Source organism: Gordonia hongkongensis, assembly GCF_023078355.1.
GTDB classification, from domain to species: domain Bacteria; phylum Actinomycetota; class Actinomycetes; order Mycobacteriales; family Mycobacteriaceae; genus Gordonia; species Gordonia hongkongensis.
Map to the genome: position 1 here is coordinate 4,399,649 of NZ_CP095552.1, position 21,210 is coordinate 4,420,858.

At 68.1% G+C, this 21,210-nt stretch carries 14 protein-coding genes and 1 pseudogene; 6 read left to right on the forward strand and 9 right to left on the reverse strand.

The window, feature by feature from the left end:
- Positions 1–4: 4 nt before the first annotated feature.
- The 5 genes and pseudogenes from MVF96_RS19895 to MVF96_RS19915 all read left to right on the forward strand — a co-directional run bounded on the left by MVF96_RS19895 (position 5) and on the right by MVF96_RS19915 (position 8,573).
- Positions 5–2,991: pseudogene (locus tag MVF96_RS19895) on the forward strand (FAD-binding and (Fe-S)-binding domain-containing protein).
- Complete coding sequence (locus tag MVF96_RS19900) at positions 2,988–4,496, forward strand: NAD-dependent succinate-semialdehyde dehydrogenase (RefSeq protein ID WP_247450160.1); 1,509 nt, start codon at positions 2,988–2,990, stop codon at positions 4,494–4,496. Before MVF96_RS19895 ends, MVF96_RS19900 begins: the two are co-directional and overlap by 4 nt.
- Positions 4,497–4,541: 45 nt before the next feature.
- Positions 4,542–5,735 (forward strand): M24 family metallopeptidase, encoded by a 1,194-nt coding sequence (locus MVF96_RS19905; protein ID WP_058249840.1) that lies wholly within the window; start codon positions 4,542–4,544, stop codon positions 5,733–5,735.
- 394 nt (positions 5,736–6,129) lie between these two features.
- Complete coding sequence (locus MVF96_RS19910) at positions 6,130–7,368, forward strand: aminotransferase-like domain-containing protein (RefSeq protein ID WP_058249960.1); 1,239 nt, start codon at positions 6,130–6,132, stop codon at positions 7,366–7,368.
- Positions 7,365–8,573: a M20 family metallopeptidase gene (locus MVF96_RS19915; RefSeq protein ID WP_247450161.1), complete on the forward strand. Its 1,209-nt coding sequence runs from the start codon at positions 7,365–7,367 to the stop codon at positions 8,571–8,573. The genes MVF96_RS19910 and MVF96_RS19915 overlap by 4 nt, the downstream gene beginning before the upstream one ends.
- Here MVF96_RS19915 and MVF96_RS19920 read toward each other — a convergent pair.
- The 4 genes from MVF96_RS19920 to MVF96_RS19935 form a co-directional block, all read right to left on the reverse strand.
- The gene (locus tag MVF96_RS19920; protein WP_211539611.1) at positions 8,570–9,955 is read right to left on the reverse strand and encodes an MFS transporter; all 1,386 of its coding nucleotides are present in this window, start codon (positions 9,953–9,955) and stop codon (positions 8,570–8,572) included. The two genes, MVF96_RS19915 and MVF96_RS19920, sit on opposite strands and share 4 nt — an antisense overlap.
- Before the next feature lie 75 nt (positions 9,956–10,030).
- A complete protein-coding gene (locus MVF96_RS19925; protein ID WP_247450162.1) occupies positions 10,031–10,819 on the reverse strand; it encodes a GntR family transcriptional regulator in 789 nt (262 codons plus the stop codon).
- Positions 10,820–10,829: 10 nt separating this feature from the next.
- A complete protein-coding gene (locus MVF96_RS19930; RefSeq protein ID WP_165629617.1) occupies positions 10,830–11,366 on the reverse strand; it encodes a DUF3830 family protein in 537 nt (178 codons plus the stop codon).
- Positions 11,363–12,769, reverse strand: coding sequence for an amidase (locus tag MVF96_RS19935; RefSeq protein ID WP_247450164.1), 1,407 nt, complete (start codon positions 12,767–12,769; stop codon positions 11,363–11,365). Before MVF96_RS19935 ends, MVF96_RS19930 begins: the two co-directional genes overlap by 4 nt.
- A 54-nt stretch (positions 12,770–12,823) precedes the next feature.
- On the opposite strand from MVF96_RS19935, the gene MVF96_RS19940 reads away from it, so the two are divergent.
- Positions 12,824–13,576 carry a maleate cis-trans isomerase family protein gene (locus tag MVF96_RS19940; RefSeq protein WP_247450166.1) on the forward strand — a complete coding sequence of 251 codons (753 nt, stop codon included), beginning with the start codon at positions 12,824–12,826 and terminating at the stop codon, positions 13,574–13,576.
- Between the two features lie 697 nt (positions 13,577–14,273).
- On the opposite strand, the gene MVF96_RS19945 is transcribed toward MVF96_RS19940, so the two are convergent.
- Genes MVF96_RS19945 through kdpB form a run of 5 tightly spaced genes read right to left on the reverse strand, consistent with a single transcriptional unit; the run spans position 14,274 to position 21,209 of the window.
- Complete coding sequence (locus MVF96_RS19945; protein WP_247450167.1) at positions 14,274–15,203, reverse strand: aminoglycoside phosphotransferase family protein; 930 nt, start codon at positions 15,201–15,203, stop codon at positions 14,274–14,276.
- Positions 15,200–15,904: a response regulator gene (locus MVF96_RS19950; protein ID WP_137810959.1), complete on the reverse strand. Its 705-nt coding sequence runs from the start codon at positions 15,902–15,904 to the stop codon at positions 15,200–15,202. The genes MVF96_RS19945 and MVF96_RS19950 overlap by 4 nt, the downstream gene beginning before the upstream one ends.
- Positions 15,901–18,450 carry a sensor histidine kinase gene (locus tag MVF96_RS19955; RefSeq protein WP_247450169.1) on the reverse strand — a complete coding sequence of 850 codons (2,550 nt, stop codon included), beginning with the start codon at positions 18,448–18,450 and terminating at the stop codon, positions 15,901–15,903. The genes MVF96_RS19950 and MVF96_RS19955 overlap by 4 nt, the downstream gene beginning before the upstream one ends.
- Positions 18,451–18,469: 19 nt before the next feature.
- Positions 18,470–19,105, reverse strand: a complete 636-nt coding sequence (locus MVF96_RS19960; RefSeq protein WP_247450171.1) for a potassium-transporting ATPase subunit C — start codon at positions 19,103–19,105, stop codon at positions 18,470–18,472.
- A 4-nt stretch (positions 19,106–19,109) separates the two neighbouring features.
- Entirely contained in the window at positions 19,110–21,209 is a 2,100-nt protein-coding gene (gene kdpB, locus MVF96_RS19965) for a potassium-transporting ATPase subunit KdpB (protein WP_247452145.1), read from the reverse strand.
- Between the last annotated feature and the right edge of the window lies 1 nt (position 21,210).

The following is a 21,210-nucleotide window of genomic DNA, read 5'->3' on the forward strand; positions in this document are numbered from 1 at the left end:
TCACATGCCACGGGTGGACATCGCAGCCGAACTCACCGCTCTCGGTGTCGATGCGGACGCCTCGACACGTCGCCTGGCCGAATACTCCTACGACGCCTCGAATTACCGTGTCCCGCCCCTGGCGGTCACCTTCCCGCGCAGCGCCCGCGACGTCGCGACGGTGGTCGGGTGGTGTCATGACCACCGCGTCCCGGTGATTCCCCGCGGCGGTGGGACCTCCATGGGCGGCAACGCGATCGGACCCGGCGTCGTGCTCGACCTGTCCCGGCATCTCGACCACGTCCTGTCCGTCGACGCCGAATCCGCGACCGCGGTCGCGGGCGCCGGGATCGTCCTGACCACACTGGCCGCCGACGCACGAGCCGCCACCGGCGGCAGGCTCACCTTTGCGCCGGACCCGTCCTCGGCCTCACGCGCGACCCTCGGCGGCGCGATCGGCAACGACGCCTGCGGCAATCACTCGGTTCGGTACGGCCGTACCAGCGACCACATCGTCGAACTGCACCTCGTCACCGCCGACGGCCTGATGCTCACCGCAACCCGTGACGGCCTGCGGGCCACCGATCCCGCCGATGCCGCGGCAACGGAGCGGGCGGCCGAGATCACCGCGTCGCTGCGGGAGCTGACCGCCGCGAACCTGGCAATCCTGCGCACCCAGCTCGAGACCATCCCGCGGCAGGTCTCCGGTTACCATCTCGCGAAGCTGCTGCCGGAGAACGGTTTCGACGTGGCTCGCGCACTCGTCGGCAGCGAGGGGACCTGCGCGATCGTCGTGTCGGCACGCGTCACGCTGGTACCGGTCCCGACGTCTCAGCTCCTGCTGTGCGTCGGCTACCACTCCCCCGCCGACGCCGCCCGGGACGTACCGGCGATCCTTCCGTTCGCACCGTCGGCCATCGAGGGCATCGACCGCAAGATCGTCTCCACGATGGCGGCGCGGCGTGGCCACGACGCCGTCGCCGGCCTGCCCGACGGATCCGCGTGGTTGTTCATCGATGTCGACGAGGACAGCGCTGCCGCACAATCCGAGTCGGACGTACCGGCGACCGCCAAGCGGTTGCTCGACCACCTGCGTGCACAGGGACGGATGACCGACGCCACGGTGGTCGACGACCCCGCCCGCCGCCGGGCGCTGTGGCGGGTCCGCGAGGACGGCGCGGGTCTGTCGTCCCGACTGGCCGACCCCGACGACGAGAGCATCGGCGCGGGCTACGAGTCGTGGCCTGGTTGGGAGGACGCGGCCGTCGCACCCGAGCGGCTCGCCGACTACCTCGACGAGTTCGCCGGCCTGCTCGACCGGCACGGCCTCACCGGGGTCATGTACGGCCACTTCGGCGCCGGGTGCATGCACGTGCGCATCACGTTCGACCTGCGCTCCCCCGAGGGGCGCGCGGTGATGGCACGCTTCTGCACCGAGGCCGCCGAACTCGTGGTGCGACACGGCGGTTCACTGTCCGGTGAACACGGCGACGGGCGGGCCCGGTCGGCGCTGCTGCCACTCATGTACAGCCCGGCGATGATGTCTGCCTTCACCCGCTTCAAGGCGATCTGGGACCCGCACGGAATCCTCAACCCGGGCAGCATCGTCGATCCGCCCCCGATCACCGCCGACCTCGCCCTCGCCGACGTGCCGCGTCGCCACTGGCCCACCGCTTTCGACCTGGGGCACGAACTCCCGCTCGTCGACCCGTTCGTCCACGCGGTACAGGGATGCATCGGCGTCGGACGGTGCCGGGCGGACTCCGGCGGGGTGATGTGTCCGAGCTACAAGGCCACCCGCGACGAAAAGGACTCCACCCGCGGGCGCGCCCGTGTGCTGCAGGACATGGTCCGCACCGCGCCGAGCGTCGACGAGGGATGGCGGTCCACCGATGTCGCGGAGGCGCTCGAACTGTGCCTGTCGTGCAAGGCGTGTTCCACCGACTGCCCGACCGGCGTCGACATGGCCACCTACAAGTCGGAGTTCCTCGACCACCACTATCGACGTCGGCTCCGCCCGCTGTCGCACTACTCCCTCGGCTGGATGCCCGCGTGGCTGTCGGCGGCGGGGCTCGCGGCACCGGTCCTCAACCGCGCACTGCGATCCAGGCTGAGCGGTCTCGCCGCGCGCGCCGGCGGACTCGACCCCCGGCGCACGATGCCCGCCTTTGCGACACGGCGTGCGCGGCGCACCCATCTCGGTGCACTCTCACCGGTCGACGCGTCGTCCACGGTCGTGCTGTTCGTCGACTCCTTCACCCGCGCCTTCCGGCCGCAGGTGGCCACCGCGGTCGCCGAGATCCTCCGGGCCGCCCACTCCGTCGACCGTGCGTCAGATCCCGTCGACCGTGCATCAGCTTCCGTCGGCTGTGCGGCCGACAACTGCTGCGGTCTCACGTGGATCTCCACCGGCCAGCTCGATCGTGCCCGAAAGGTGCTGCGCCGTACCGTCGCCGACCTCGACGACGGGACGGACCGACCGATCGTCGTCGTCGAACCCAGTTGCGCCGCGGCGCTCGCGAAGGACCTGCCCGAACTCGTGCCGACCGACGCCGCCCGTCGCGTGGCTGCACGCGTGCGAAGTTTCGCCGCCCATGTGCCCACTCTGCTCGATGCCGGCTGGCGACCACCACCACTTCCCGACGAGGTGACGTTGCAGACCCATTGCCACGAGTACGCGGTGTTCGGCGCCGGGGTCGGCATCACCGCCCTGGAGGCCCTGGGGGTCACCGTGCACACCGCGGACGGTTGTTGTGGCGTGGCAGGCAACTTCGGTTTCGAGAAGGGTCACTACGAGGTGAGCATGGCCGTCGCCGAGAACGGACTCGCACCGGCGCTGCGGAACGCGCCGCAGCGGGCCGTCGTCACCGACGGGTTCAGCTGCGCGATGGCCGTCGAACACCTCGCCGCCGTCGACGACGCCCTCGCCCCCGCGCGCGCGTACGCGGAATCCATCTCGCCGAACTGCTCAGGGCATCACCCGATACCGATACTCCAGGAGTACAACCATGACGACCATCGCGCCCCAGACCGCTGCCGAAGCAGTGTCCCGCGTCCACACCGACCTGTTCGTCGACGGCGAGTGGGCTCCGGCCGCGTCGGGCAAGCACTTCGACGTCGTGAACCCGGCCACGGAAGAGGTACTCGCCCAGGTGGCCGACGCCGACGCCGTCGACGCTCGGCGCGCGCTCGAGACCGCGGCCGCGCACCAGGCCGAGTGGGCCACGACCTCACCGCGGTTCCGCAGTGAGATCCTCTATCGCGCACATCAACTCATCATGACGCGCGCGGACGAGATCGCCGCGGTGATGACCGCGGAGATGGGCAAGCCCCTCGCTGAGGCCAAGGGCGAGGTCGCCTATGGCGCCGAGTTCTTCCGCTGGTTCGCCGAGGAAGCCGTGCGCATCGGTGGCGACTCCACCACCACCGGCGACGGATCGCACCGGGTCGTGGTGACCAGGCAGCCCGTCGGCCCGTGCATCCTCATCACGCCGTGGAACTTCCCGCTGGCCATGGCGACCCGCAAGATCGGGCCGGCCGTCGCGGCCGGTTGCACCATGGTCTTCAAGCCCGCCGAACTCACCCCGCTCACCTCCCTACTGCTGGCCGACATCCTCGTCGAGGCCGGTCTGCCCGCGGGGGTGCTGAACATCGTCACGACCAGCGACCCGTCGACCGTCGTCACCGAGTGGATGGAGAGCGGACTCGCCCGCAAGGTCAGCTTCACCGGGTCGACCGAGGTCGGGAAACTACTCCTGCGTCAGGCGGCGGGCACGGTCATGCGGACGTCGATGGAGCTGGGCGGCAACGCGCCGTTCATCGTCTGCGCCGACGCGGACATCCCGCGGGCCGTCGACGGCCTGATGTTCGCCAAGATGCGCAACATCGGTCAGGCCTGCACGGCCGCCAATCGAGTCTTCGTGCACCGCAGCGTGATCGACGAGTTCACCGACGCCTTTGCCGCGAAGATGGCTGCGTTGCAGGTGGGTGATGGTGCGGCCGACGGTGTGCAGGTCGGCCCGCTCGTCGAATCGAAAGCCGTCGAGAAGGTCTCGGCGCTGGTGTCCGATGCCGTGGCCAAAGGCGCCACGGTCGTCTGCGGGGGCGAGAACCCGGACGGCCCGGGCTTCTTCTATCCGCCGACCGTCCTGACCGACGTCGGGCTCGACGCGGATCTCACTCGTACCGAGATCTTTGGGCCCGTCGCCGCGATCATCCCGTTCGGAAACGCCGACGACGCGGACGATCCCGCGGCCGACGACGAGGTCATCGCACTGGCCAACGACACCCCGTGGGGGTTGGTCAGCTACTTGTTCAGCCAGGACGTCGACCGCTGCGCCACACTGTCGGCCGCGTTGGAAACCGGTATGGTCGGGGTCAACACCGGCGCCGTGTCCAATCCGGCGGCCCCCTTCGGGGGTGTCAAGGAATCGGGACTCGGCCGCGAGGGCGGACGCGTGGGTATCGAGGAATTCCTCGACATGAAGTACACCGCCACGCCGATTCCCCGTCGCTGACAGGGGTTCCGTTATCCATCCCGTTCAGACAGGAGCGAGAAGACCATGTACCTGGGTGCTCAGCTGTTCACCGACAGCGAGTACGAACAGCGCCTGACACGGGTCCGCGAACTCATGGACCGTCAGGGGCTCTCGGCCATCATCGTCACCGATCCAGCGAACATCTTCTATCTGATCGGCTACAACGCGTGGTCGTTCTACACCCCGCAGATGCTGTTCGTGCCGATCGACGGCGAGATGATCTTCTACGCCCGGGAGATGGATGCGCATGGCGCACATCGCACGTCGTGGTTGCCTGCCGACCAGATCGTCGGCTACCCGGAGAGTTACGTGCAGCGCCCACATCTGCACCCGTTCGACTGGGTCGCCTGGTCACTGCGACAGCGCCACCAGATCGCACCGGCGTCCAAGGCCGGCTCGGTGGGGCTGGAGATGGACTCGCATTTCTTCTCTCCCAAAGCCTATCGGGCGCTGTTCAACGCGATCCCGGAGTGGAAACTCGTCGACAACTTCGAACTCGTCAACTGGGTGCGGTCGGTGAAGTCCGACGCCGAGATTCAGCTGATGCGGCAAGCCGGGATGGTGTGCTCGGAGGCCATGCGCGCCGCGATCGACACCATCGACATCGGGGTCCGGCAATGCGATGCGGCCGCGGCCATCTCGCAGGCGCAGATCACGGGCACCCCGGAGTACGGCGGCGACTACCCGGCGATCGTCCCGATGATGCCCACCGGCGCGGCGGCCGACACCCCGCACCTCACGTGGCACCAGGGCACTTTCGTCGAGGACGAGGCGGTCGTCATCGAATTGACCGGTGCGCACAACCGATATCACTGTCCGCTTGCCCGGACGGTGTCCCTCGGCACCCCGAGCAAAGACCTGGACTACGTCGCCAAGGCAACCGCCGAGGGCCTGAACAACGTGCTGGAGGCCATCAAGCCGGGCGTGGCCACGCGCGAGCTCGCCTCGACGTGGAACTGGACGCTCGCGAAGTACGGCCTCGAGAAGCCCTCGCGCCTGGGCTATTCGATCGGCATCGGCTACCCGCCCGACTGGGGCGAGCGCACGATCAGCATCCGCAGCGAGGACGAGTCGGTGCTGGAGACGAACATGACCTTCCACATCGTCTGCGGAATGTGGATGGACAACTACGGTTTCGAGCTGTCCGAGTCGGTCCGGGTCAGTCCGACCGGCGTCGAATGCTTCACCGACTTCCCGCGCGAACTGATCCAGAAGTAGCCACACAACCTGATCGACACCAGCACGACGACCACACAATCTGATCCCTGAGGTCCGAAACCAACACGACGACCACACCACCTGATCCCTGAGGTCCGAAACCAACACGACGACCACACCACCTGATCCCTGAGGTCCGAAACCAACACGACGACCACACCACCTGATCCCTGAGGTCCGAAACCAACACGACGACCACACCACCTGATCCCTGAGGTCCGAAACCAACACGACGACCACACCACCTGATCCCTGAGGTCCGAAACCAACACGACGACCACACCACCTGATCCCTGAGGTGCGAAACCAACACGACGACCACACAATCTGATCCCTGAGGTGCGAGGAGCGCAAGCGACGAGCCACGAAGGGCTGCCGAGACGAGGTGAAGAAAGTGACCACAACCGAAACCGCCTATCAGAACCGACATTCGGCACCAACACTGCCGTTGGCGGGCCGCGCCAAGGACCTCGTCGGTTCGATGATCGACTCGTCGACCTCGCTGCTCGCCGCGCAGTCCCACGACATCGTGCGGTTCGCGATGGGCTCCCCCGCGGACGAGGCCGTACCGGCCGACGAGTTCCGTCAGATCGCCGGTGAGATCCTCGATCACACCTCGTTCACCTACGGTGCCACGGAAGGCGAACCCCGGCTGCTGCAACTGCTCGTCGACTATCTCGCCACGACCCCCGACCCGTCGTCCCTCGACCGGTTGGTCATCACCACCGGCGGGATGCAGGGACTCGACCTCGCCTGCAAGCTGTTCGTCGATCCCGGGGATCTGGTCATCGTCGAGTCCCCCACGTACACCAATGGCAGTGCGACTGCGCTGTCCTACGGCGCGCAGTTGCTCGAGGTTCCCGTCGACGACGACGGCATGCAGGTCGATCAGCTCGAAGCGCTCGTCGCACGCACCCGTCAGACGCCGAAAGCGATCTACACGATCCCGACATTCCAGAATCCCTCCGGCGTCACCATGTCCGAGGAGCGCCGCCGCGAACTGCTGCGGCTGGCGCACACCTGGGGGTCGGTCATCATCGACGACGACCCGTACGGGCTGTTGCGGTTCGCCGGCACCGACATCCCGACCTTCCAGACGCTCAGCCCCGGCGACCCGCTGATCTTCTCGGTGCGCACGTTCTCCAAGATCCTCGCGCCGGGCTGGCGTGTCGGCTGGGTCGACGCCGATCCCTCCCTACGCCAGCTGCTGATCAACGGCAAGCAGGCGATGGACACCTGCACCAACGTGCCCAACCAGCACATCGTCGCCGAGTACATCGCCCGCGGCGGACTCGAGGACCATCTCGCCGGGATTCGCCTGCTGTACCGCGAGCGCAAAGAGGCCATGCTCGACGCCATCAGACGTCATCTCGGCGATCGGGTGGTGACCACGGACCCCGAGGGCGGCTTCTTCCTGTGGGTCACGTTGCGCGACGAGTTCGCCGAGATCGACACGCGAGAACTCTTCGAGGTCGCGCTCGCGGACGGGGTGGCGTTCATTCCCGGCCCCGCGCTGTCGCCCGGTGGACGCTTCCGCAACTCGATGCGTCTCTGCTTCGCGTCGAGCACCCCGGAACGGATCGACGAGGGTGTCCGACGTCTCACGGCCAGTCTTGAGAAGATGGCCGGGTGAGTCGTGAACCAGACCTGACCGCCGCCGAGACCGCGGTGCTCGGCTTCATCGACGAGGCCGCGATCACCTCGCTCACCTCGGCACTGGTCGAGACGCCCAGCGAGAACCCGGGCGGTACCGAGGAAGCCGCGGTCGACGTGCTCGAGAGTGCCTGCCGCGCGCTCGGTTTCGACGTCGTGACCCACGAAGTGGCACCGGGGCGGCCCAATCTCGTCGCCACCGTGCCTGCCGGCACCGGACCGGGACTGATGTTCCTCGGACATTCGGACGTGGTCCCGGCCGGTCCCGGTTGGTCAGCGGACCCGTACACGGTCCGCATCCGCGACGGCCGCATCTACGGCCGCGGTGCCACCGACATGAAAGGCGGACTCGCCGCCGTCGTCGCGGCGATGACCGCGCTACGCCGGGCCGCCGAGGTCGGGGTCGAACTCTCCGGACCGGTCCGCCTGGTGTGCACCGTCGACGAGGAGGAACACGGGACCGGGGTGCGGGACTTCGTGGGCCGCCCCGCCGACCTCGAGTTCCGCGGCTGCGTGGTCGCCGAACCCACCGACATGCAGGTGGTTCGGGGTTGCCGCGGTGCGTCGTACATCGAGGTCGAGGTGACCGGTCGCGCGGCTCATTCCGGACGTCCCACCGATGGTCGCAGCGCCATCGACGCCGCGGCCGCCGTCGTCGACATCATCCGCGCCGACGGTGAACGGCTGGCCGAGACGGCCGACGACCTGCTCGGTCACGGCACCTGGAATGTCGGCACCATCACAGGCGGACAGGGCATCTCGGTGGTGGCACCGGGTTGTTCGCTCGGCATCGACCGGCGCCTGATGCCCGATGAGGACCCGCACCGGATCGCCGACGATCTGCGAAGAGCGATCAGCGACAGAGGAATCGACACCGACGGCATCAGCGTCGACGTCCGGGTGACCATGGAGATGCCCGGTTTCGCGACGGAAGCCACGCACCCGCTCGTCACCACAGCGGTCGGTGCGGTCACCGATGCCGGGGCGGACACCTCGGTCGGCGGCTGGACTGCCGCCTGCGACGGTGGCTTCGTCAGCCGCGACCTCGGTGTCCCGTCGATCGTCCTCGGTCCGGGAAACATCAACACCGACGCCCACCAACCGGACGAGTCGGTGGCCATCGCCGACCTGGCCACCGCGGCGAGAGCCTACGCCCTCGCCGCGATGCGGCTGCTGGGCCCCTAGTTCACCTTCTGCTTCTGCAGACTCGTGAAATCGTTTTCCAGACTCGGGATCTCGGTACCGCGCAGCGAGGCGCCCGCGGTCTCCTTCAGGAAGACCAGGGCGACCATGCCGATGGCGCAGGCACCCATCATGTAGACCGCGGGGAACAGGTTCCAGTCGGTGCTCTCGACCACCGCATCGTTGACCAGCGGCGCGGTTCCGCCGAATGCCGCGGTCGCGACGTTGTAGGAGATCGCGAAACCGGCATAGCGGACCTGGGTCGGGAACATCGCCGGGAAGGTGGCCGAGATGGTCGCCAGCTGGGGGATGTACAGCACACCCAGGATGACGAATGCCACTATGGCCCAGGCGAATCCCTGCCCCATCAGCCAGTAGAGCGGCAGCGCGAGGACGAACAGGCCGATCAGCGAACCCCACCACATGGGTTTGCGGCCGGTCGAGTCCGACCACCATCCGAAGAACGGGATCAGCAGCATCATCACGAGCTGGCCGATGAGGTTGACGACGCTGGCCGAGGTCTCGGACAGATCGATGGTGTTCTGCAGGTAGGTCGGCTGGTAGGCCAGCAGGGTGTAGTTGGCCACGTTGAGCGCGATCACCAGACCGAACATGGTGATGATCGGACGCCGGTAGTTGACCAGCAGATCCTTGAACCGGGTCCAGGCCGAGCCCTTGATCTCGTTGTCCTGCTCGAGTTCCTGGAACACCGGCGTGTCTTCCATCTGCGACCGCAGGTACAGCCCGATCAGGCCCATCGGCAGCGCGAGCAGGAACGGGATGCGCCATCCCCACTGATCCATCTGGCTGTCGGACAACGCCAATTGCAGCAGGAGGACGAAGAGTGTGCCGCCGCAGAAACCGGCCAGGGTGCCGAATTCGAGGAACGAGCCGTACTTTCCGCGCTTGTTGTCGGGCGCGTACTCGGCCATGAACGTTGCGGCACCACCGTATTCGCCGCCGGTCGAGAAACCCTGGATGACGCGGAGCAGGATGAGCAGGACGGGCGCCCAGAACCCGATCGACGCATGCGTCGGCAACAGGCCGATCAGTGCGGTCGCGCCGGAGATGAGCAGGATCGTCATCGCCAGAACCGATTTGCGGCCGATGCGGTCGCCGATCGGTCCCCAGACCATACCGCCGAGGGGCCGCAAGACGAAGGAGATCGCGAAACCCAGCATGGTGCCGACGGTTCCGAACTCCCCCGGGAAGAACGCCTGCGTCAGGTAGACCGAGGCCGCGGCGTAGACGCCGTAGTCATACCACTCGGTCGCGTTGCCGATCGCCGAGGCGCCGATGGCCTTGCGGAGAAGTCTCTTGCCCTCTGGTGAGTTCGGGTCTGGTGCGAGCTGCTCGTAACTGTCTGCTGTCGTCGTGTCGCTCATCTGCGCTTCCTGAGTCGTGGGGCCGCTGAGGGTCGATCTCGTAGCTGCGATCGGTGGACCCGGGGCCGCGGGCGATCAGCCCCTCGCCACCTGCAGGTTCACGGCGTCCTCGCCGTTCCCGAGCAGGCGACGCAACCCGTCGGCCATGTGCTCGATCATCAGAGCATCGGCCGCCGCGGCGTCTCCCGCGGCAATGGCGTCCACCAACGCCTGGTGTTCGTCGATCCGGTCCTTTCCCGAGGAGTACGTCCCTCGCATGGCTCGCAGACACATTCGCGTCTCCACGAGGATCGTCTCGTGCAACCGCGAAAGTCGTTGACTTCCAGCATATTCCACCAAGGTCTGGTGAAAGGCCATGTCGGCCTCGGCCATCCCCGCACCGTTCGGCTCGTCGACGAAGACGCGCATCGCGTCGACCGCGCCGCCCAGTGCCTCCACCGCCTCCTGCTCGCGGTGCGCGATCACCTGTTGCACAGCAGCGCGTTCCACCGCAGTGCGGGCGACGTACATGTCCCGGATGTCGTCCTCTTCCATCGAGACGACGAACAAGCCGCGGTTACGGTGGCTGACCAGCAGTCCTTCCGCGGTCAGGCGCTGCATGGCCTCGCGCAGCGGACCACGACTGACGCCCAGATCGGCCGCCAGCCCCGACTCCGTCAACTGCGAGCCGGGTGCGAAGTCCCCGTTTGCGATCGCATCGTGCAACTTACGCGCGATGATCGCCGGTGTCGATTCCTGAACCAGCGGCGACAGCACCCGCCGACGTGGCGATTTGTCCTGTTTCGCCTGGTCGACGACGGTTCGATTCGTCCCCGGGTCCTGTGGACCCGGCGTCTTCGCCCCCACCTTCATGGTCACCGTCATTCCCTCTTTCTTACCGTGAATGGCGCGCGTAAGTCAGTGTTTCCCCGCGCGCGCCGCCCATCCAGACGTCATTGCAGGCTGCGGCGAAGTCGTCCAGACCCTCGATGATCGTGGCGAACACATTGCCCGGCACCCATCCGACGTCACCGTTGACCAGCAGATTGTTGCGGCCGTAGAACACTGCGAGGTCGATGAGGAGCCGGTGCTCGGCGGGGGCCGAGCCGAGCTCGTAGCCATACGCCGGGTTCTCGAGCACCCCGTCGAAGGTGAAGTAGCACAGGTCGCCCGGGATGGGCGTGATGGTGGTGTTCTCCATGCCCGGTTCGGTCGCGGAGAAGGCCGGCAGTAGAGTGTAGATCTCGTTGCGGGCGAACTTTCCGTGAAACACCTGACCGCCCAGCGGCAATGCGTCCCAGACCGCAGCTGCGGTGCGAGGCGCCTCGGCATCGAGCATCCGGGCGACCGCCGTGACCCCGCGCTTCTCCAATGTCACGGTGATGAACCGGTCATGTCGGGCCGCGGGGCCGGTTCGCTGTTCGTCGGTCACGCGCGGTCTCCCAACATCGTGAAGCCGGCGGCCGCCTCGTACGCTGCCGCGACGCGCAACACCGTCGCGTCGTGATGCCGGGCGCCGACGAACTGTGCGCCGGTCGGCAGACCATCGGCGAATCCACTCGGTACGGTGATCGCCGGCTGACCGGTGAGATTGAACGGGTAGCTGTAGGGAGTCCAGGATGTCCAGTCGGGCGACCCCGCCCCGTCCGGGACGATACGACCGGCCTCGAATGCCACCGTCGGCATCGACGGCGTCAGCAGGACGTCGAATTCCTCATGGAGCAGGCTCATCTGGGTACCCATCTCCATCCGTAGCGCGGTTGCGCTGACGAAATCGGTCGCAGTGAAACCGGAATGCCGTTCCACCGCGTCGATCAGCAGCGGGTCCACGTGTTCGGCCGCGTGCGGTCCGAGCCCGCGGACGACGACGTCGGCACCCGCGAACCAGATGACGTGGTAGGCCCAGGCCGGGTCCTCCCATCCGAGATCGACCTTCTCCACGGTCGCCCCGAGCTGTTCCAGTACCGACGCCACCCGGTCGGTGTTGGCCTGTACGCCTGGGTCGTTGGTGCCGAAGCCGAGATCGGCGCTGTAGCCGACACGCAGATCGGCGAGGTCGCGAACGTCGGCGACCGCGGTGACCGCACTGGTTGTCGGCGACGGCAGTGCGGACCAGTCACGGGGATCGAACCCGCTCAGGACATCCAGCAGCGCAGCGCAGTCCGACACCGTCCGCGTCATCGGACCGACGTGGGCCACCGGCGCGAACGGGCTCGGCGGATACATGGGCACCCGGCCGAGTGTCGGCTTGAACCCGACGACGCCGCAGTAGGCGGCCGGTATCCGGATGGAACCGCCACCATCGGTGCCGACCGACAGCGGACCCAAGCCGGCCGCGAGCGCCGCGGCACTGCCTCCGCTCGACCCGCCCGACGTACGCGAGGTGTCCCACGGATTGCGGGTGACGCCCGTGCGCGGACTGTCGGTGACGCCTTTCCATCCGAATTCCGGTGTGGTGACCTTTCCGAGCAGGACCGCACCTGCCTCACGCAGACGTGCCACCGCGGGAGCGTCGATGTCCCACACCATCTGATCGGGCTCGATCATCAGCGAGCCGCGCAACGTCGGCCATCCGGCGGTCAGCAGCAGGTCCTTGATCGAGACCGGAACCCCGTCGAGCGGGCCGAGGGGTGTCCCGGCGGCGAATCGCTCAGTGGACTCCCGGGCCTGGGCGCACGTGCGTTCGCGGTCGATGAGGCAGAACGCATTGATGGACGGATCGACGTCATCGATGGCGTCGAGCAGTTCCGCCGCCACCGAATCCGGCGTCAGCTCGCCGGTACGGTAGGCCTCGGCCAGTTCCGTGGCGCTGAGCCACCGCGTGGCGTCCGTCATGCGCCCCCTCGGAAGATTGGTAGATTGTTGACAATCTACCTTGGAGGTGTGGGCGTGACAACCACCGTCGCAATGCTCTATCCCGGCCACGCAGCCGAGGACGACTTCGAACTGATCGAGGCGGCGATCGGCACTGCCGAGCCCCACTCCGAGGTCCGATTGCCGGTCGTGATCACCGAGGTGGACTCCGACGACCACACCGTCCAGGCCATGACTGCGGTCAGCGAGCAGGACCGCCTCTTCGACGGCGTGCGGCGAGCGCAGGCCCACCACCCATCGGCGCTGATGTGGGCGTGCACCTCGGGCAGCTTCGTCTACGGTTTCGACGGTGCCCGACGCCAGGCCGCCGATGTCGCGGGAAAGTCCGGCCGTCCGGCGTCGTCGACGTCACTGGCCTTCGCCGCGGCCTGCCGGCATCTCGGTCTGTCACGGGTCGCGATCGCCGCCACCTATCCGGAACCACTGGCGAGTCGCTTCACCGGGTTTCTCGCCGACGCGGGTGTCGAGGTGGTGGCCCTGCGCGCCAACGACATCGGGACGGCGACCGAGGCCGGGATGTTCGACGGCGACGGACTGTTCGACATGCTGTCGGCCGCTGATTCCGGCTCGGCACAAGCAATCCTGGTCCCCGACACCGCATTGCACACCGCGATGTGGGTCGTCGACCTCGAGGCCAAGTTCGGCAAACCCGTGCTGACCGCGAATCAGGTCACCGCGTGGGAGGGGCTCCGACTCACCGGGCTCACGGTCGACGTTCCCCGGCTCGGGAGCTTGTTCACCTCTCCGCCCGGCCCACTCGCTGGTTGAGGGGTGTCCCTACCCGCTGGTTGAGGGGTGTCCCCGCCCGCTGGTTGAGTGCCTCCACCCGCTGGTTGAGCCGGCCCCGAGCGGAGCGAGGCGCCGTGTCGAAACCACTCACCAGTCTCGTCAGAGTGTGTCCCCACCCGCTGGTCGAGGGGCGTCCCCACCCGCTGGTTGAGGGGCGTCCCCACCCGCTGGTTGAGCCGGCCCCGAGCGGAGCGAGGCGCCGAGTCGAAACCACTCACCGGTCTCGTCAGAGTGTGTCCCCTACCCCTTGGTTGAGGGATGCCCCTACCCGCTGGTTGAGGGGTGTCCCCGCTCGCTGGTTGAGCCGGCCCCGAGCGGAGCGAGGCGCCGAGTCGAAACCACCTGGTAACCAGACAAACCCGTAAAGACCTCGGCCCTTGTTCGACCAACCCGAAAGCGCCGCAAATGCGTACGTCGAGTTGATGTCGTCGCGGAGGCGTAGCCCGACAAGCTGGCGTGTCACGCCGGCAGGCCGAAATCCAGAGACAGTCCGGAATGGCGCCGGCCTGATTGTTGGTAGTTGAGGTTCTCGGGTCGCCAGGTGGTTTCGACACGGCGACTCGCCTAGCGGCTCGTTGCCGGCTCAACCAGCGGAGGGGGGTGCCGGCTCAACCAGCGGGGGAGGGCTCCTCGACCTCGACGCGCTGTCAACGGGATTCGGCGCACGGTCGACGGGTCAGTCGATGACCGCTTTCGCGACGGTGATGCAGGTGGTGATCCACTCCCGGTCGGCCGGTCGGAGCGGGCGTGACGCGCGGTCGGCATCCTCGATCGCCCAGTGCGCGTTGAGGATCATCCGGACGATGACCCAGTCGCGGGCCCGGTCCGGATCGAGGTCCGCCGCATCGGTGATGGTGTAGAAGCGGCGGCGGATATCGTACCGGACGTCGGATACGCGCGGGCCGAGGCGATTCCACAGCATGGGGGCGAGTTCGTAGTGCGCATCCCCCGACATCGGGCTGGGGTCGATGGCGACCCATCGGCCGTCGGCATCGGCGAGGACGTTCTCGTGGTGCAGGTCGCCGTGCACGATGAGACCCACGGTGGCCGTGTCGGCCACGAAGTCCCGGCCGACCGACAGCGCCTGCTCGACAAACCGTCGCGGTACCGGAGCGTCCCGCGGGATGCGGGCCAGGTTGTCCAGCCAGCGCTCGAGATGTGTGGTGAGGAGCGCCAGACGCCCCGGGGCGGGGACGTGCAACCGGCCGTAGAGCCCGGCGACCACCAGGCATGCTTCGTCATCGTCGACGGTGGTCAGATCGCGTCGCGTCAGCCGTTCGAGGAGGATCGCGCGACGACGCGGATCGGCGCGCAACATGCGTACCGCTCCGCGACCGTGCCAATGTTGCAGTCCCAGTGCCTCTTGCGCACCTTCGTCGTCACCGTCGAACGCCACCTTGAGGACCGCCCGCGCACCCTGCCGATCGAGCACGGGAACGACGAGTGACTCGAACCCGTGCCACAACTCGTCGCCGTCACGACGCAATCCCCACTCGTCCAGGAGCGCCGAGACCGCGCCCGGTAGACGCGACAGCCAGTCCACCCACAGCGGACCGAGCGCGGCCTGCTCCGACAGACCGACCGGGATCTCCGACGCCGTGATCACGGTGCGCCACGGACGAACCGGTAGCCCATTCCGGCCTCGGTCAGGAGGTGCCGCGGGTGCGCCGGGTCCTCCTCGAGTTTGCGTCGAAGACTCGCCAGGTAAACGCGCAGGTAGTTGCTCTGCCCCAGGTACCCCGGGCCCCACACCGTGGTCAGGATGTCACTCTGCGACACCAGTTTTCCCTCGTGACGCACCAGCATCTCCAGGATGCCCCACTCGGTCGGCGTCAGGTGGACCGGAACCTCCCCGCGCGTCACCTGTTTGGCGGCCAGATCCACGACGAAGGCACCCGCGTCCACGACCGGTGCTTCCGACGTCGCGTTCGACACGGCTCCGCGCCGTAGCGCGGCTCGCAGCCGGGCCAGGAACTCCTCCATGCCAAAGGGTTTGGTGACGTAGTCGTCGGCCCCCGAGTCCAGCGCGACGACCTTGTCGGCAGCGTCGGTGCGCGCCGACAGGACGATGACGGGCACCGTCGTCCATCCGCGCAGTCCCTCGAGAACCGTCAGACCGTCGATGTCGGGCAGGCCGAGATCGAGCACCACGACGTGCGGGTTCTCCCGCGCGGCCGCTGTCAGCGCGGCGGCCCCGGTGGCCGCGGTCGTCACCGCGAAGCCACGCGCGTTGAGGTTGATCCGTAAGGCTCGCAACAACTGCGGTTCGTCGTCGACGACCAGGACCCGCGTCTTCTCGGCGCTCATCGAGTCGGCCCTTCGGTCTCGGCGTGCGTATCCTCGTCGGTCGCGGGCAGGTCGACGACCATGGTGGCGCCACCGCCCGGCGTGTCCTCGACGCTCAGCACGCCCCCGATTGCCGTGACGAATCCCCGCGCCACCGACAGCCCCAGGCCCACCCCCGACGACGCGCCGCTGGTGTCGCCATTCTGATGGAAGGGTACGAAGATCTGGTCTCGATCCACCATCGGGAGACCGGTTCCGTGGTCAACGACCCGGATCACGCATCGCGGCGGGTCGGCGGGGGTCAACCGGGCGGTGATCTCGACCTGCCCGCCGCCGTGTCGGCGCGCGTTGTCGATGAGGTTCGCCAGCGCACGCTCCAGTAGTCCGGGATCGGTATACGCCCAAGCATGTTCGAGATCGAAGACCGGGCCCGGTTGCCGGTCGGGTCGCCCCGCCGTCACCGCGGCGCGATGCACGACCTCGGGGAGGAAGGTCCGCTGCCGCTGGGGCCGGACCGCCCCTGCCGCGAGCCGCGAGGAGTCCAGCAGGTTCCCCACCAGCGAGGTGAGGTGATCGACCGACTCGTCGACGGTCGCCAGCAGTTCCGCGGTGTCCTCGTCGCTGAAGGTGACGTCGTCACTGCGCAGGCTCGACACCGCCGCCTTCGCCGCGGCCAACGGCGTCCGCAGGTCGTGTCCGACCGCCGACAGCAGGGCCCGCCGTAGCTCGTCGGTGCGCGCGAGCGCGTCGGCCGTCGCCGCCTCGGCTTCGAGGGCGTGACGCTGCACGGCGCCCGCCGCCTGCCCGGCCACGGCCGACAGGACGCGACGATCCCGCGCCCCGAGCTTCGGCCCGCGCAGGAGCAGTTCGAACTCGTCACCCGGCACGACGCAGACGGTGTCGGCGTCCTCCGGGGTCGTCGGCGGTGAGTCGCCCACCGCGGCCTCGACCGTCCGGCCGGCCCGCGAGGTCCGCCGTACAACCGACACGGCCGACTGATCGTAGGTCTCCCGGAACCGATCCAGCAGGACCGGGACGTCGGCACCGCCGAGCACGACGCTGGAGAACAGCGCCAGCAGTTCGGCCTCGCGGGCGGCGTCCTGCGCCTGTGCACGTCGAACGGTCGCCGAATCCACCAGCGCGGCAACCGCGATCGCGATCAACAGCATGACCAGGATGGTGATCAGATTGTCGGGCTGGCTGATCGTGAACGTGAACCTGGGATCGGTGAAGAAGTAGTTCAGCAGCAGGCCGGAGATGACCGCCGACAACGCGGCCGGCAGGATGCCACCGAGCATCGACACCGCCAGCACCGCAACGAAGTACAGCGCCGATTGGCTGGCGAAACCGAGCCACGGGTCGAGCAGCTGGAGCACCCCGGTGACGACGGCCGGGACCAGCACCGCGAAGACCCAGCTCAACGGCCGGTGGAAGCGGGTGTCCCGGATGTCTAGTCGGGACCGCCGGGTCGTCTCGTCGTGGGTCACCATGTGCACGTCGATGCGGCCGCTCTCGCTCACCACGGCGGCGCCGACGCCTTCGTCGAAGATCCGCTGCCATCGCGGTCGGCGCGAGGTGCCGAGTACGAGCTGGGTGGCGTTGACGCCACGTGCGAAGTCCAGCAGCGTGTCCGGGATGTCGTCGCCGACGACGGTGTGGATTCGCGCCCCGAATCCCGTCGCGAGTTCCTTGAGCGCGGCGAGGTCCACGCCCGCACCGGTCAGCCCGTCGCCCCGGACCACATGGACGGCCAGCAGTTCGGCGCTCGACCGCGATGCGATCCGGCTCGCGCGGCGGAGCAGGGTCGGCGATTCGGCGCCACCGGTGACGGCCACCACGACCCGTTCACGCGCTTCCCAGGTCTCGGTGATGGAGTGCGCCGCACGATAATCCGCAAGCTTGTCGTCGACCTGGTCGGCGAGCCACAACAGCGCGAGCTCGCGCAGCGCGGTGAGGTTGCCCTGCCGGAAGTAGTTGGCCAGGGCACCGTCGACCCGCCCGTTCGGATAGACCTTGCCCGCGGACAGGCGCTGGCGCAACGCTTGCGGATCGATGTCGACGAGTTCGATCTCGTCGGCACCGCGCACGATGTCGTCGGGCACGGTCTCCCGTTGCACCACTCCGGTGATCTGGGCGACGACGTCGTTCAGACTCTCCAGATGCTGGATGTTGATCGTCGAGTAGACGTCGATCCCCGCGGCGAGCAACTCTTCGATGTCCTCCCACCGCTTGCGGTTTCGGAGCCCGGGGACATTCGTGTGGGCGAGCTCGTCGACCAGCACCACCTGCGGCCGGCGAGCCAGCACCGCCTCGAGATCCATGTCCTCCAGCGGTGTCCCGCGGTAGGGCCGTCTGGTGCGCGGGACGACCTCCACACCTTCCGCGAGAGCGGCAGTCGCGACCCGACCGTGAGATTCGACGACCCCGATCACGACGTCCACACCCTCGTCGACAAGGGTTCTGGCCTGCGCGAGCATCTCGTAGGTCTTGCCGACGCCGGGCGCACAACCGAGGAACACCCGCAGCTTGCCGCGACCATCGTGGTGCCCGGTCACCGCTGATGTCATCGACCGAGTCTAACCGCGCTCACGGGGCGCGACAGCCGGGCGGCACGTGCCCCAGCGCGAGGTTCACCTCGAGGACATTCACGCGGGGCTCACCGAGGAATCCGAACTGTCTGCCCTCGGTGTGCGCGTCGATGACCGCCTCGATCTCCGCGGGTGACCGACGGTTCTCGCGCGCGAGCCGAGTGACCTGTAGCTCGGCATAGGCGGGACTGATGTGCGGGTCGAGTCCCGACCCCGACCCGGTCACCGCGTCGGTGGGCACCTGCGCGGGTGTCACTCCCTCCCGTGCGGCGATCAGCGCACGACGCGCGGTGACGTTGGTCAGCAGGAGCTCGCTGTTGGGCCCCTGATTGGTGGGCGCGGACGCTGCCGGGTCACCGGTCGCCATCGGGTCGTCCGGGGCGCCCACCACCCGGGCGTGCAGGTAAGGGTCGGGCGCACCCGAGTCGACCTGCGGATCGACACCGATCAGCGTCGAACCGACCGCACATCCCGCGGCGTCGAACACCCGCGAGCCCTCCGCCCCGTCGGTGTTCACCCGCGAGATCGCCCACACGGCAGCGGGATAGACGAGACCGAGGATGATCGTGAGACCGAGGAGCATGCCCGCGGCGGCGACGCATTGCCGGACGAAGCCGGACCAGACTGTGTTCATGACGTCATCCCATTCCCGGAAGAACACGAACGAGGAGATCGATCAGCCAGATGCCGACGAACGGCGTGACCACCCCACCGATTCCGTAGACCAGTAGGTTGCGGCCCAACACCTTCGACGCCGAGTCCGGCCGGTAGCGCACGCCGCGCAGCGACAGCGGGATGAGCGCCACGATGATCAGAGCGTTGAAGATCACCGCGGACACGATCGCCGACTGCGCCGAATGCAGGCCCATGATGTTCAGGGCGTCGAGTTGTGGATAGACGGCGGTGAACATCGCGGGCAGGATCGCGAAGTACTTCGCGAGGTCGTTGGCGAGCGAGAACGTCGTCAGGGCACCTCGGGTGATCAGCAACTGCTTGCCGATGCCGACGACCTCGATGAGTTTCGTCGGGTCGGAGTCGAGATCCACCATGTTGCCGGCTTCCTTGGCCGCCGAGGTCCCGGTGTTCATCGCGAGACCCACGTCGGCCTGCGCCAGTGCGGGTGCGTCGTTGGTGCCGTCGCCGGTCATCGCGACGAGACGTCCGGCGGCCTGCTCCGAGCGGATGAGATCCAGCTTCTGCTCGGGTGTGGCCTCGGCGACGAAGTCGTCGACACCGGCCTCGGTCGCGATGGCCCGGGCGGTGAGCGGGTTGTCGCCGGTGACCATCACGGTGCGGATGCCCATCGCTCGGAGCTGCGCGAACCGCGCTGTCATGCCGGGCTTCACCACATCGGACAGCGCGACCACGCCCATGACCCGGGCCGGTTGCCCGTGGGCACGGACGCCGACCACCAGGGGTGTGCCACCCGCCGACGAGATCCGTTCCACGTCGGCGGCGACCGTGTCGTCGACAACGCCATTCCCGGCCGTGACCCACCGGGTGACCGCATCGGCGGCGCCCTTGCGGTATTCGACCGGGTTCCCGCCGGCCCGGGAGTCTACGCCGCTCATCCGGGTCTGCGCGGTGAACGGGATGATCGTGTCGCTGACCGGACGGTCTGGGCCCGTCTCCACGTCGGCGTCCACCCCGTATGCGGTCCGGCAGAGGTCGACGATGCTTCGTCCCTCGGGGGTGTCGTCGGCGAGGCTGCACCGGTGGGCGATCCGTGCCAGTTCCTCGACGGCCACGCCCGGTGCCGGGAACAGGTCGGTGGCACGACGATTGCCGTAGGTGATCGTCCCGGTCTTGTCCATCAGCAGGGTGTCGATGTCGCCGGCCGCCTCGACCGCGCGCCCCGACATGGCCATGACGTTGCGCTGCACCAGCCGATCCATGCCGGCGATGCCGATCGAGCTGAGCAGGGCGCCGATGGTCGTCGGTATGAGGCATACCAGCAGCGCGATCAGTTTCACCGGGTCGGGTGACTGCCCGGCGTACTCCTGCATCGGTGCGACGGCGACGACCGCCAGGAGGAAGATCACCGTCAGGCTCGTCAGCAGGATGTCGAGCGCGATCTCGTTGGGGGTCTTCGTCCGCGCGGCGCCCTCGACGAGCGTGATCATCCGGTCGACGAAGGTCTCCCCCGGCGCCGTGGTGATCCGAACGACGATGCGGTCGGAGAGCACCACGGTTCCGCCGGTGACCGCCGACCGATCGCCACCGGATTCGCGGACGACCGGCGCCGACTCACCGGTGATCGCCGACTCGTCCACGGTGGCGATTCCGTCGACGACGTCGCCGTCACCGGCGATGACCTCGCCCGCTTCGACCACGACGAGGTCGCCGATCCGCAGGTCGCTGCCGGCGACCTCCTGGGTCGCCCCGACCCCGGCGACGTCGTCGTCGACAATGAGCCGACGGGCGACGGTGTCCCGCTTCACCTTTCGAAGGCTGTCGGCCTGCGCCCGGCCGCGTCCCTCGGCGACGGCTTCGGCGAGGTTGGCGAACAGGACGGTGAACCACAGCCAGGCGGCGACGGTCCAGCTGAACCAGGACGGCCGCAGCACCGCGAGCGCGGTGGTCACCACCGCGCCGAGGAACACGACGAACATCACCGGGTTCCGGGCCTGATCGGGCGGGCTGAGCTTCCGCAGTGCCAGCGGCATCGACGTCACCAGCGAACGCCCGTCGAAGGCGCCGCGCGACACCAGTGTCGGCTCGGGGTCGGTGGGATCCACG